Origin of the sequence: Stenotrophomonas sp. FR024 (assembly GCF_047500745.2) — a bacterium.
Taxonomy (GTDB): domain Bacteria; phylum Pseudomonadota; class Gammaproteobacteria; order Xanthomonadales; family Xanthomonadaceae; genus Stenotrophomonas; species Stenotrophomonas maltophilia_A.
Genome location: NZ_JAXAXM020000005.1, coordinates 169216 through 182440 on the forward strand (window position 1 = coordinate 169216; position 13225 = coordinate 182440).

The 13225-nt window shown below is 64.8% G+C and carries 13 protein-coding genes; 7 read left to right on the forward strand and 6 right to left on the reverse strand.

All coding sequences use genetic code 11. The features are described 5' to 3' along the window. Nucleotides 1–19: 19 nt before the first annotated feature. Nucleotides 20–526 carry a hypothetical protein gene (locus ACMZ91_RS07950; protein ID WP_049463406.1) on the reverse strand — a complete coding sequence of 169 codons (507 nt, stop codon included), beginning with the start codon at nt 524–526 and terminating at the stop codon, nt 20–22. Between the two features lie 10 nt (nt 527–536). Beyond that, complete coding sequence (locus ACMZ91_RS07955) at nt 537–1700, reverse strand: zinc-dependent alcohol dehydrogenase (protein WP_107431976.1); 1164 nt, start codon at nt 1698–1700, stop codon at nt 537–539. Nucleotides 1701–1848: 148 nt separating this feature from the next. Between ACMZ91_RS07955 and ACMZ91_RS07960 the strand changes: the two genes are divergently transcribed. From ACMZ91_RS07960 to ACMZ91_RS07970, 3 genes are all read left to right on the forward strand, one after another. After that, nucleotides 1849–2037, forward strand: coding sequence for a hypothetical protein (locus ACMZ91_RS07960; protein WP_080355380.1), 189 nt, complete (start codon nt 1849–1851; stop codon nt 2035–2037). Nucleotides 2038–2136: 99 nt separating this feature from the next. Continuing rightward, entirely contained in the window at nt 2137–2775 is a 639-nt protein-coding gene (locus ACMZ91_RS07965) for a DUF6766 family protein (protein WP_257470664.1), read from the forward strand. A gap of 3 nt (nt 2776–2778) precedes the next feature. Then, nucleotides 2779–3330: a cysteine hydrolase family protein gene (locus ACMZ91_RS07970; RefSeq protein WP_134950739.1), complete on the forward strand. Its 552-nt coding sequence runs from the start codon at nt 2779–2781 to the stop codon at nt 3328–3330. Nucleotides 3331–3354: 24 nt separating this feature from the next. Here ACMZ91_RS07970 and ACMZ91_RS07975 read toward each other — a convergent pair whose 3' ends face one another. Both ACMZ91_RS07975 and ACMZ91_RS07980 read right to left on the reverse strand, forming a co-directional pair. Continuing rightward, entirely contained in the window at nt 3355–3588 is a 234-nt protein-coding gene (locus ACMZ91_RS07975) for a metallothionein (RefSeq protein WP_049422290.1), read from the reverse strand. 319 nt (nt 3589–3907) lie between these two features. Further along, nucleotides 3908–4795 (reverse strand): LysR family transcriptional regulator, encoded by an 888-nt coding sequence (locus tag ACMZ91_RS07980; protein WP_006367409.1) that lies wholly within the window; start codon nt 4793–4795, stop codon nt 3908–3910. 169 nt (nt 4796–4964) lie between these two features. Between ACMZ91_RS07980 and ACMZ91_RS07985 the strand changes: the two genes are divergently transcribed. The 4 genes from ACMZ91_RS07985 to ACMZ91_RS08000 are packed head-to-tail and all read left to right on the forward strand — an operon-like array spanning nt 4965 to nt 8728. Further along, nucleotides 4965–6194, forward strand: coding sequence for an MFS transporter (locus ACMZ91_RS07985; protein ID WP_414576519.1), 1230 nt, complete (start codon nt 4965–4967; stop codon nt 6192–6194). 11 nt (nt 6195–6205) lie between these two features. After that, a complete protein-coding gene (locus ACMZ91_RS07990) occupies nt 6206–7192 on the forward strand; it encodes an aldo/keto reductase (protein ID WP_049422287.1) in 987 nt (328 codons plus the stop codon). 25 nt (nt 7193–7217) lie between these two features. After that, complete coding sequence (locus ACMZ91_RS07995; RefSeq protein ID WP_168356089.1) at nt 7218–7694, forward strand: (R)-mandelonitrile lyase; 477 nt, start codon at nt 7218–7220, stop codon at nt 7692–7694. Next, nucleotides 7691–8728: an alpha/beta hydrolase gene (locus tag ACMZ91_RS08000; RefSeq protein ID WP_414576521.1), complete on the forward strand. Its 1038-nt coding sequence runs from the start codon at nt 7691–7693 to the stop codon at nt 8726–8728. The genes ACMZ91_RS07995 and ACMZ91_RS08000 overlap by 4 nt, the downstream gene beginning before the upstream one ends. A 22-nt stretch (nt 8729–8750) precedes the next feature. Here the strand turns inward: ACMZ91_RS08000 and ACMZ91_RS08005 are convergent, their stop codons facing one another. Beyond that, complete coding sequence (locus ACMZ91_RS08005; RefSeq protein ID WP_414576523.1) at nt 8751–10634, reverse strand: PepSY-associated TM helix domain-containing protein; 1884 nt, start codon at nt 10632–10634, stop codon at nt 8751–8753. Between the two features lie 46 nt (nt 10635–10680). Further along, entirely contained in the window at nt 10681–13137 is a 2457-nt protein-coding gene (locus ACMZ91_RS08010; protein WP_414576525.1) for a TonB-dependent siderophore receptor, read from the reverse strand. Between the last annotated feature and the right edge of the window lie 88 nt (nt 13138–13225).

The window sequence follows — 13225 nt, forward strand, 5'->3', positions numbered from 1 at the left end:
ATGCCCCGCGCAGTGATCCTCACGCACCTGTCCCACGCCGTTGCTGCCTCACGCGCAGGCACTGCTGCAATTCCCACAGCCATGGCAGCACCACCAGTACCAGCGCCGGCAACAGCACGAGCCACCAGGCCTCAAGCGCCGCAGGATCCACGCTCAGCGACCACCGCGGCTGCGCGTGCCAGCCGACCCAGCCCAGCAGAACCCAGGGCGCGGCATCGAGCACGCTGTGCACGTGCTGCTCCGCTGGACTGATACGCCGGCGGCCGTCCGCGCTGACGGTGTCGAAATAGCCGGTGATCGCGTGTGCGATCACCAGAAGCGCCAGGAGCGCGACGAGTGACCGGGTATTCTCCAGCAGGAGCCATGCCAGCACGCCACTACCAATCAGCAGTAGCTGCAGCCCGTGCAATGCGCTTTCCCGCAACGCAGAGGTGTGCGGCAGGTCGGTACGCCGGTGGAAATGGAAGTCGAGCCAACCGGCGGCCAACCAGAGCGCATAGACGCATGCCATGACGATCGCGCTCATGGCGGCATGCTCAGGGTGTCAATACGATCTTGCGGCAGTCGTCGTCCTTGGCGTCAAACATCGCGTAGCCCTGCGCCGCATCGGCCAGTCGCATCCTGTGCGAGATGATGTCGCCCGGGTCCAGCTTTCCTTCCATGATTGCGTCGAGCAGTTCCGGCATCAGTCCCTGCACATGGGTCTGCCCCATCTTGAACGTCAGCCCCTTGTCGAACGCGTCACCCAGCAGGAAGCCATGGATGAAGCCGGCGTAGACGCCTGGGATGCTGACCACCCCGCCGCGGCGTGCAGCTGCAATACATTGCCGGATCGCCACGCCGCTGCTGCCTTCCAGCTTTACAGCGGTCAACGCTGACTCCAGCGCACTGCCCTCGGCCTCGAAGCCCACCGCCTCGATGCAGGCGTCCACACCCCGTCCACTGGTCTGGGCGAGGATGAAATCGGCCGGGTCTTCGATCTCGCTGAAATCAATGGGGGTCACCCCGTAGGCGCGGCGCGCATAGTCAAGGCGGTACCGAAGATGATCGATCATGAAGATGGTCTCGGCCCCCAGCAGGCGGCAGCAGGCCGCGCTCATCAGCCCGACCGGGCCCGCACCGAAGATGGCCACCGTTGAGCCCGGCTTCACCCCTGCGTTCAGCGCGGCCTGGTAGCCGGTGGGCAGGATGTCGGACAGGAACAGGACCTGCTCGTCGGCCACGCCTTCCGGAATACGTAGCGGGCCCACATTCGCCTTGGGCACGCGCACGAACTCCGCTTGGCCACCGGCAACCCCACCGTACAGATGGCTGTATCCGAACAGCGCGGCCGGCGGCAGAAGGCCCTTCTGATTCAGCGCCGCGCCCTTGCCGGTATTGGTGGTTTCGCAAGCGGCATACTCGGCCAGCCGACAGTGGAAGCACTCACCACAGGCGATCACGAAGGGAATCACCACCCGATCCCCCGGCTTGACCTGGGTGACGCCGCTGCCGACCTCTTCCACGATGCCCATGAATTCGTGGCCGAGAACATCGCCATCGTGCAGATCCGGAATCTTGCCCCGATACAGATGCAGGTCCGAGCCGCAGATGGCGGTAGCGGTAACACGCAGGATCAGATCGTCATCAGCCGCCAGTACCGGGTCCGGCACGGTCTCGACGCGTACATCCTTGCGGCCGTGGTAGGTCAATGCCTGCATCGCGGTTCTCCAGCAAGAGGGGGTTCCAGCATCGCAACACCCCCCTCCCCCTGCGGTGACATCCCGGTGTGCATGGTGTTCATTTCGCGACGTCACCGCGTTAACCGCACTGGCCGCACGCTTCAACCTCCTGCTGCAGGAGCAACCCATGACCGACAAGCTCCCCTTCAATCCGACCACGGACGTGGATGATCAGTCGAAGGCACATACGCCGGACAAGCGGCGCAATGATCGAGCCAGATGGAAGGAGCACGACATGCCCGACGATGGCGATGGGCCCAAGGCTGTACCCGAGGACTACGAGCGTCCTGATCCCGATCCAACAGGGAAACGTTGAGACCGCCTCACATACTGGATGCGCCGGATTCACAGCTCATGGCCCGCTGGCGGCGCAAGCTTCATCATGGCCATTGAAACAGCCTGAACGAGGTGTTGCATGTGGAAGCGCAACGGTCTCTCGCTGGTGCTGCTTGTGCTCACCGTTGTATTCATTGGTGGGCAGGCAATTGCGGGACATCACGTGCACAACCAGGAGCTGCTGCAGCACGGACGCACGCCGATCGATCTCTGGCACTACCTGGCAACCGGGCATTTCGTCAGCGCCACATTCGAGAACTGGGAGAGCGAATTCCTGCAGATGGGGATGTATGTCCTTCTGACAGTGAGCCTTCGCCAGCGCGGTTCGGCCGAATCGCGGCCCTTGGACCCTGCGCAGGAACAGAATCGCGTCGAGCGGGGGCCCACGCCCTGGCCCGTGAGGCGTGGTGGCGCATGGAAAATCATCTATGGCCATTCGCTTGCCATCGCCTTCGGCCTGTTGTTCCTGGCCAGCTTTACGCTGCACGCATTGGGAAGCTGGCGCGCCGAGCAGGCCGAGCAGCGGCTGCAGGGCTTGCCAGTGCCGGGCTTTCTCGAGCACCTGGCCAGCAGCACGTTCTGGTTCGAATCGATGCAGAACTGGCAAAGTGAGTTTCTGGCCGTGCTGTCTCTGGTTGTGCTGACCATCTTCCTGCGTCAGAAGGATTCGCCACAGTCCAAGCCGGTCGAAGCGCCGCATGCGCAGACAGGAGATTGAGGCATGGCACGCCGCCCTTCTACCGCCCTGCTGATCATCGACATGTTCAGTCGTTTCGACTTCCCAGGTGCAGACGCGCTGGCGCCAGCGGCAGAGAACGCGGCCCGGCAGATCCGCCGCCTGAGAGACCACTTCGATGACCAAGGGTGGCCAGTCATCTATGCCAATGACAACTTCTCAGATTGGAAGCGGGACTTCCGCCAGCAAGTGGAGCAGTGCCAGCGGGACGGGGGGACGGCTGCCCGAATTGCCACAACCCTCTCCCCCCTGCCCGGCCACTATTTCGTGCTCAAGCCCAAGCACTCGGCGTTCCTCGCCAGTCCCTTGCCGATTCTGCTGGCCAAGCTGGGAGTACGCCGTCTTTGCCTCACTGGCATGACGGCCGACTCGTGTGTCCTGGCCACGGCGCTGGACGCCAACGCCAGGGAGTTCGAGGTCGTGGTGGCATTGGAAGCTGTGGCGGCGATGCCCTCGCAGAAACGGCATGCACTGGCAGTGCTGGCAGACTCGGGCGCAGCCCGGGTCGTCCGACTTTCGTCGCTGGTTTCTGCGTAATCGGCAGGATCAAATCGAGGCAGTTCAGGCCCGGTCCGCTACACCCTGTACACCGGCATGACCGGCGCAATGTGCACAACAGAAGATCTGGCCCTTTCCTTCAACGCCATGCCCGATCACCGCGCAGTCGCAATGTGCACAGCGCGGCGCGAATGCATGAATCGCGCACTCGAACGAATCGAAGGTTCCGCTGCGTCCGCCCTGCTGCAGGGTGAAACTCTTGTCGTAGTTGTTGCCGCATACATCACAGGTGGCCATGTGGCACCTCTTCGTGCGTAAGGAAGGTGCAGTGTGGTGAGCGCGGGTGTCGGTGACCGTGAACGCAGTGTGTCCAGAAGGTCCAGAATACGCATTGCAAGGTACTCTAGAACGTGCCCCGCCCAGTTGACGGGTGGGCTGTCCAGGCGTGCGTTCCGCCTGGTCAAACTCTTGCCGTGTTCTGCATCGGTTGGGATGCGGCACGTTTCCGGATCGGTAGCGAAGAACCCGCACGCGAGGGCCGGCTGCAGGGCGGCGATCCTGTTCCAGTGAGCCCATCGCGGCTGTGATGCCGGACGGTCATCGAGGCAACATCGACCTAGACCCGCAATGCCTCGAGCACCAGGCTGAACGCCGGGGATGGCTGCCGTCTGCTCGGGTAATACAGATGATAGCCGGGGAACAGCGGGCACCAGTCCTCCAGTACCCGCACCAGGCGGCCGCTTTCCAGATGGGGTGCCAGCTCATCAACGGGCAGATGCACCAGGCCCAGGCCATCAAGCGCGGCATCGACCATGTGCGGTGACGTGCTGAACACCAGCGGGCCATCCACGCGCACATTGATCTCGCGACCCTTCTTCTCGTACTCCCACACATACAGTCCACCGCTGGTGGGAAGACGGATGTTGATGCACCGGTGACCAGTCAGATCGCCCGGCACCTTCGGCATTCCGTGCGCAGCGAAGTAGCCCGGCGTCCCTGCGGTGGCCATGCGCAGGCGTGGGCCGATGGGCAGGGCGACCATGTCCTTGTCGATGGATTCGCCAAGGCGAACACCGGCGTCGAAGCGGTCGGCAACGATGTCACGCAGTGCATAGCTGACGTCGAATTCGATGCGGATGTCCGGATAGCGGTGCAGCAGCGGCATCAGCTTGGGCAGCAGCACCGTGCGCAGTACGTGGTCGCCGCTGGTGATCCTGACCTGCCCGGCTGGCGTGTCCCTCAATGCAGTAAGTGCTTCGAGCTCCATCTCGATGTCGTCGAAGTGGTTGCCGATCGACTGCAGCAGGCGCTCGCCTGCCGTGGTCGGCGAAACGCTGCGCGTCGTGCGGGTCAGCAGCCGGATGCCGAGACTCTCTTCCAGGGTCTTGATGGCCTGGCTCAGTGCGGACTGGGTAACCCCGAGTACACCTGCCGCACGGGTGAAGCTGCCCTCCCGCGCTACGGTCACGAAAGCCAGCAGGTCATTGAAGTTGCGTCGTGCCATGCGTGCAGTGTGTCACAGGGATTGATTAGCGCAACTAATTGACCCATTCGAAATTGATTATCTAATCAAGTACCTCTGCGTGGTCCAGACTGGCCCCCTTCCCCACCAGGGGAGCTCCGGCCGCCGGAGCTTTCCGCCGTCATCGCCCTTTTTGGGCCTGGAAACCTTCATGTGTTCACTCAATCTCCCCCCGACCGGGGCGAGCACGGCCGCGCCTGTCCGCTCGGCATCTCCCAGGGAATGGGGTGCGGTGCTGGCCCTGTCACTCGGCGCCTTCGCGCTGGTCGCTTCCGAATTCATGCCGGTCAGCCTGCTGACGCCCATCGCCACCGACCTGCACGTCAGTGAAGGCCAGGCCGGACAGGCCATCGCGGTGTCCGGCGGGTTCGCCCTGGTCACCAGCCTGTTGGTCTCGCCACTGGCCGGACAGCTGGACCGCAAATGGCTGCTGCTGGGCCTCACTACCGCGATGATCCTCTCGGGCACGCTGGCGGCACTGGCGCCCAGCTTCCCGGTGTTCATGCTGGGCCGTGCGCTGATCGGCGTGGCCATCGGTGGCTTCTGGGCCATGTCGGCCGCCACCGCCATGCGCCTGGTTCCTTCGCACCAGGTGCCCCGCGCACTGGCCATCGTCAACGGCGGCAACGCGCTTGCCACGGTCATTGCGGCGCCGATGGGCAGTTACTTCGGCGCCATCATCGGTTGGCGCGGTGCGTTCTTCTCGCTGGTGCCGGTGGCTGTGGTGGCCCTGCTGTGGAAGATCGCCGCGCTGCCATCGATGAAGGCGACCGCCGGGCGCGCTTCCTGGAATGTGTTCGCGCTGTTGAAGCGCCCGCCGGTGGCGTGGGGCATGGTGGGCGTGAGCCTGTTCTTCATGGGCCAGTTCTCGCTGTTCACCTACCTGCGCCCGTTCGTGGAAGGCACGCTGCACGTATCACCTTCGACGTTGTCGCTGTTGCTGCTGTTGATGGGTGCTGCGGGCCTGGCCGGCACGTTGTTGATCGAGCCCTTCGTGCACAAGGCACTCTTCCGCACACTGGTGCTGCTGCCCGCACTGATGGCCGTGGTGGCGGTGTGCATGATCCTGCTCGGCAACACGCTGCCGAGGGTGGCGGTGTTGTTCGCCCTGTGGGGCCTGCTTGGCACGTCGGCGCCCGTGGCCTGGTGGTCGTGGCTGGCCCGCACCCTGCCCGATGACGGCGAGGCCGGTGGCGGCCTGATGGTAGCCGTGGTGCAGATGGCCATCGCCGTCGGTGCGACCGTGGGCGGCCTGCTGCTGGACCACCAGGGCTACCGCGCCACGTTCTGGTTCAGCGCTGTCCTGCTGTTGGGCTCGGTGGTCACGTCCTGCATCGCTGCGCGCTCGGCGCAGCACCATCGCCTGCCTGTCCATACCTGAAGGAGTCCCCCATGCACTACACCTGTCTGGGCCGATCGGGCCTGAAGATCAGCCGGCTGGGTCTTGGCACCATGAACTTCGGCGAGCTTGCCGACGAGCCAACCAGTTTCGCCATCATGGATGCCGCCGTGGACGCCGGCATCAACTTCTTCGACAGCGCAGACGTCTACGGCGGACCGCAGTCGCCGGACATGGCGCAGGGCTTCGGCGTGTCTGAAGAGATCATCGGGCGCTGGCTCAAGCGCAGTGGCAAGCGTGATGGTCTGGTACTGGCGACCAAGGTGTACCAGCCGATGGGGCTGGGCCCGAATGATCGCCGGTTGTCGGCGTACCACATCCGCCGCGCCTGCGAGGCCAGCCTGCGCCGACTGCAGACCGACCACATCGATCTGTACCAGATGCACCATGTGGACCGGGCCACGCCATGGGAAGAAATCTGGCAGGCCATGGAACAGCTGATCCGCGAAGGCAAGATCACCTACGTGGGCAGCAGCAACTTTGCCGGCTGGGACATCGCCACCGCACAGGGCGTGGCCACCGCGCGGCACACCTTCGGCCTGGTGGCCGAGCAGAGCCTGTACAACCTGACCCAGCGCACGGTGGAACTGGAAGTGATCCCGGCCCTGCGCTACCACGGGCTCGGCCTGATCCCCTGGAGCCCGATCGGCATGGGCCTGCTGGGCGGCGTGCTGAAGAATGTCGCCAATGGCCGACGCGCTACCCCGCACCTCCTGCAGCGTATCGAACAGCTGCGCCCGCAGCTGGAAGCGTATGAAGCGTTCTGCGATGAACTGGGTGAGGCGCCCGCCGACGTGGCGCTGGCCTGGCTGCTGCACAACCCGGTGGTGACCACCGCGCTGAGCGGGCCGCGCACGGTGGACCAGCTTTTGCAGAACCTGAAGGCCCCTGCGCTGAAGCTCTCAGATGTTTCACTGGCTCGACTGGATGCGATCTGGCCTGGCCCCGGTGGCGAGGCGCCCAATGCCTACGCCTGGTAATCCCCCAACTCCTGGAGTACTCCCCATGTCCATGCTTCTCGGTACGTTGATATCCATGGCTGCGCCTGCGACCGGCGGCGGCCCGGCCAGCGATGATCTGAGCATAACGCCTGCTGGCAGCGCATCGTCCGTGGCGGGCCCCGCTGACTACTTCACTGGCAACGTGCGCATCGATGGCGGGTTCCAACGCCCTGCGCCGGCACGCGTAGGAGGTGCAACGGTCACCTTTGAGCCCGGCGCACGCACGGCCTGGCACACCCACCCGCTGGGCCAGACCCTCATCGTGACCGCAGGCGTGGGCTGGGTGCAGCAGTGGGGTCAGCCACGCCAGCAGATTCGTCCGGGCGACACCGTGTGGATCGCCCCGGGCGTGAAGCATTGGCATGGCGCAAGTGCCGCAGTGGCGATGACCCACATCGCGATTGCCGAGGCGGTGGATGGCAGCCCGGTGACGTGGCTGGAGAAAGTAAGCGACGAAGAGTATTCGGAGATGAGCGAATGAAGACGCTGCTGCTTTCTCTGGTCCTCGCGACCATCCCCTTCACTGCAATTGGACAGGACATGACCCGCGACGCCGACAACTTCTATCGAAGCACCCAGCTCATCAGCGAAAAAGTGCACTTCAACAACCAGTACCACATGCAGATCGTCGGCAATCTGTACGTACCGAAGAACCACAGGCCTGGGCAAGCATTGCCCGCGATCATCGTGGGCCATCCCATGGGCGCAGTGAAGGAGCAGAGTGCGGATCTCTACGCACAGAAGCTGGCTGAACAAGGCTTCGTGACCCTGGCTATCGACCAGTCATTCTGGGGTGAAAGTGCGGGCGAGCCCCGCAATGCAGTTGCGCCGGACATCTATGCCGAGGCCTTCAGTGCAGCCGTCGATTACCTGGGCACGCAGCCACAGGTGGATCGCGAACGGATCGGCGTGCTTGGCATCTGCGGCAGTGGCAGTTTCGTGATCAGTGCGGCCAAGATCGACCCGCGCATGAAAGCCATTGCTACCGTCAGCATGTACGACATGGGCGCTGCGAACCGCAGTGCCCTCAACCGCTCGCAGAGCGTTGAGCAGCGCAAGGCCGTGATTGCTGCTGCCGCGCGCCAGCGTTGGGTCGAAGCCGAGGGCGGCGCCGCACAGTACACCTCCGGCACGGTGCATAGGCTTGAGGCAGATACTCATCCGATCCAGCGCGAGTTCTACGACTTCTACCGCACTTCGCGCGGCGAGTTCACGCCGACTGGTTCATCACCGCAGCTCACCACCCACCCGACGCTGACCAGCAACGTGAAGTTCATGAACTTCTATCCGTTCAACGACATCGAGACCATCTCCCCGCGTCCGATGTTGTTCATTGCGGGTGATCAGGCGCATTCAAAGGAATTCAGTGAGGAGGCCTACCGGCTGGCGGGACAACCGAAGGAACTGCTGTGGGTGAAGGGTGCAGGCCATGTGGATCTGTACGACCGCACCGATCTGATTCCGTTTGCAGCGCTGGGGGCGTTCTTCCGGAAGAGGCTGGACGGAAGCATGTGACAGGCCAACGCCCCCCCTGGCCTCACCCCGTCCGCAGCATCGCCACCAGCAACCCCATCAGGGCACTCCCCGCCGCCAGACTCAGCCACACCCTCCCAACACTGCGGGCACTGAAGACGCCCACAGCAACGGCAATCAACAGCACGAACCCCAGCAGTGAACTGGCCAGGACCGAAGCGGACGTCCTTACCCCCACCAGCGCGGGCAACAACAACGCCAGTGCCGAAGCGGTAACGGCGGTGAACACGTAGCCGCCCAGCGAGGCGGCCAGCACACGGCTCGCCACCTGCCAGCGATAGGCCGGCTCCCGCCCGGCCGGAGGCTTGGCAGGGCGCGCCGCCTCCTGCGCCCCTGGCCAACGGCGCTGCAGCATCAGGGCCATCCTTGCCAGCATCAGCCCGAAGGCCAGTGCGACCAGCTCCACCCCAGCCTGCTGCCATGCGCCCCGCTGCAGGTACATCAGCAGCCCCTGCCCGGTGGTTGCCAGATTCACCAACGGCAGCGCCAGGCACAGTGCTGCGGCCAGCCACAGCTGCTCGATCCAGGCCAGGCGAGGTGGGCGCCAAAGCGCGTGCAGCACCGAGGCGGCGCAGGCCGTAAGAAAAATGCGTATTTCCCATGCGCTGCGACCGCTCATTTCCAATGGCAGCAACCGATTGCCATACAGGTAGACGATGCTTGCCAGCGCCACCCCAGCCAGCGATGTCACGTTGAAGGCTTCCACGCAGCGATAGATGCCTGCCGTGGCCGCGCCGAACTCATGCTCACTGCGCTTGCGCCGCTTGATCGAGAACAGCAGCGTGCCGATGGCGATCATCGCCGTGCCCAGCAGGCCGCTGATGAAGTACAGCCACTTCATTGGCCAGCCGCCGAAATCGGCCTTGTGCAGTGCTTCGATCGTCTCATGCACCTGCACAGCGCCAATGGCATGCGGGTGTGCGCCATGCTGTTGCAGCAGCGTGCCGCTGGCAGCATCGAACACCGCGCGGCTGGCCTCGGTCAGCAGATGCCTGTCTGCGCGCCCCTCGGGCTTGCGACCGATCACCTCCACCACGCTGTGCACGGTGCCGGGCGCCTGGACCATGATCAATGCCGGCGGCTGCCCGCTGATGGCCTGCGCGCGTTCCAGCAGTTGCTGCAGGTCTGGCAGTTGCGCGGTGGATACCAGGATGCCTGGCGGAGCCGGCTGCGCAGGCGACAGCTCGGCTTCGTAGCGCGCATAGGCGCCTTCCGCATCGCCATAGGCAACGTGCACTGGCCACGGCAGATAGCTGCTGTAGAAGAACGTCAGCCCGGTGTAGCCGATCATGAACAGGAACGGCAGGGTCAGCACGGCACTCAGGTTGTGCGCATCCAGCCAACTGCGCTGTCCCTTGCCCGGGCGGAAGGTGAAGAAGTCCTTGAAGATGCGTTTATGCACCACCACGCCGGACACCAGCGCCAGCAGCATGCAGGCGGTGATCCAGCCCACCAGCCAGTAGCCGGCCATGCCGCCGTGCAGGGTGTAGTGGAAGGACATGAAGTGGCGCCCGCCTTCGGTTTCCCGAAGACGAGGTGGAGGCTGTGGCATGCCTGTGCCGGCATCCACCCAGCGTTCGTGCGCGGTGCCGTCGCCATCCTCCCACGACAGCTCCAGTGGCCAACCCTGCTGGGCAGGCCAACGGATCTGCCATGACCGGGCATCAGCGGCATTTGCAGCCAGCCAGTGCTGCGCACGCACCGCCTGCGTTGCGGTGTCGACCGCCGGCAAGGAGGCCGGCACGGGGCCGGCCTCCATCCATCGCGTGATCGGCTCACGGAACACGCTGAGCGTGCCGGTCAGGAAGATCGCGCACAGCAGCCAGCCACAGGTAAGGCCGCACCAGGTGTGCAGCCACGACATGCTCTGCCGGAAGCCCGCTTTCATGCCTGCCCCGTGGCGGGCAGGCCGTTGCCCCGCCGGTTGCGGAAGATCACAGCGAGCCGCGCAGCGTCAGCATCACATTGCGGGGTTCGCCAAAGAAGTTGCCGCGGCGGATCTGGCTGATCATCGCGTAGTAGCGGGTGTCGAACAGGTTGGCCACGTTGACGCCTACGCTCCAGCGCGGATTGATCCGGTAGCCGGCGCGCAGGTCCCACACGGCACGTCCCGCTGCGCCCATGCGCCAGTCCGGGTCGTCGTAGGCCGGATAGGAGTAGCTGCTCTGTGCCGATACACCACCGCCCACAGAGAACGCGTTCCACTTGCCCGGCAGCTGGTAGGACGTCGACAGGCGCAGCAGGTGGCGGGGCGTCTCGGCGCTGATGGTCGCGCCCTCATCGTCGCGGCTGGTGACGTGGGTATAGCCCGCCATCATCTGCCAGCCCGGCGCCAGTTCGCCGCTGGCCTCCAGCTCAAAGCCCTTGCTGCGCAGCTTGCCGCCATTGCGGTAGCAATCGGACGACGCCAGCGAGCCACGGCAGCTGCCCGGGTCGGATTCGTCCACCACGGCGTTGCCGGTCTTGCGGATGGAGAACACTGCGGCGGAGACATTCAGGCGGCCATCGTTCAACTCACCCTTCACGCCCAGCTCGTAGTTGGCGCCGATGGCCGGATCCAGCACCGAGCCGGACGCGGTGACGTACGAGCTCTGCGGCTGGAAGGTATCGGCGTAGCTGGCATAGACCGACCATTGCGGACCCAGGTCGTAGACAAGGCCGGCGTACGGGGTGAATTCGTGCTTCTGTTCGTAGTCGCGGCTCTTGGCGCCGGTGAAGCCATCGCTGGACTGGTACTTCACCCAGCTCAGTCGGCCACCCAGCGTGAGGTGCAGCGGTTCTGCCAGCTGCAGGCGCAGGTTGCTGTACACGCCGCTCTGCTGGGCGCGGGCATTTTCTGACCAGTCCCACGCGGGCTGCAGCGGCTGCGCGATGGCGCTGTGGTCGGGTGCGTAGACATCAATCGGCACGTCGATGGCCAGGTCCGCCGAGCTCTGGCGGGTACGCTGGCGCGACCACATCGCGCCCAGCAGCAGCTGATGGCTGCGGCCGAAGGCGTCGAAACTGCCGGTGGTGTGCAGGTCGATGCCATCGCTGCGCACGCGCGAGCGGTTGAAATAGATGTCATAGAAGCGCGAGCCGATGCCGGTGGCCCGGTCCACCCCGCCCAGCGGAACCGCGACACGCTGGTCCAGGTCCGACTCGGTGCGGTTCACCGACAGGCGTGCCTTCCAGCGTTCGTTGAAGCGGTGCTCCGCCTCTGCAAAGGCTTCGTCGACGGAGCCCTCCTGCCGATTCCAGTCCTGGATGAGCGAGGTGGAACGCTTGATGTCCAGCGCACCGCCATCGGTGTAGCGCGGCAGGCCGAACAGCCAGTAGCCGTCGGTGTTACTGGCCTGATGGCGCAGACCGAAGGTCAGCGTGGTATCCGTGCCCAGATCGGCATCGATCACCCCATAGGCCACCGGCGTCTTCGATGAGGTGCCCCGCTGGAAGTAGTCGCGGTCCTGATAGGCGGCGACCAGTCGGCCGCGCACGCTGCCGGTAGCATTGAGCGGGCCACCGCCATCCACCTCGACGCGGTAGTTGTCCCACGAGCCCACGGTTGCGGCCAGATCCAGATGAGCCTGGTCGTGCGGGCGCTTGCGCACCATGTTGATCGCCCCGCTGGGGTCGGCCGCGCCGAGCATCATGCCACCGGCACCGCGCAGCACTTCAACCCGTTCCAGCACGGCGGTGTCGATCGGCAGCCAGCCCACCGGGGCATAGACAATGCCGGCCACGCCATCGACCAGATAGTTGCTGTCGTCCACGGTGAAGCTGCGGATCGAGAACTTGTGGTTGCCGAAGTTGCGGGCGGTCTTGGTCACGCCGGTGGTCTGTGCCAGCGCTTCGTCCAGCGTGGTGAGGTTGCGGTCGTCCAGCTGCTGGCGGGTGATCACGCTGACCGACTGCGGGGTCTGGCGGATGCTCTGCCCCAGCTTGCCCAGGCTCAGCTCACGTGCCGTGTAAGCGCCATCGCTTGGGGCATTGGCGGTCACGTTCACCGTCTGCAGGGTGGTCTGGGCATCCTTGCTGCGCGCAGGCGCTGCTGCGTCCTGCGCCAGGGTGAACACGCCCGGACGGGTGGCATTGACACGCACGCCACTGCCCTCCAGCAGGCGCGCCAGTGCCTCCTGCGGCGTGTAACTGCCGGTCAAGGCCGGAGCGCGACGGCCCGCCACCGCCGATTCGCTGAACAGCACCTGCTGCCGGGACTGCTCGGAAAAGCGGCGCAGTGCGGCATCCAGCGGTTGCGCCGGAATATTGAACTGCACGCGTGCAGCCGGCTGCGACTGTGCAATGGCCGGCGCTGCCAGCGCGCTGGAAATGCACAGTGCCAGCAACGGCAGCCGCTTGGCGTGTACCCCCGTAGAGAACGCGCCAGCAACAAGTGCGCGCTTGATCTTCATGTACCCCATTACCGCTCCATCATGCTTGGCCGCTACTGGCCTCACTGGGGTAAACGGAAAATGGCGGTGGGGTGGGAACCCGCGCCGG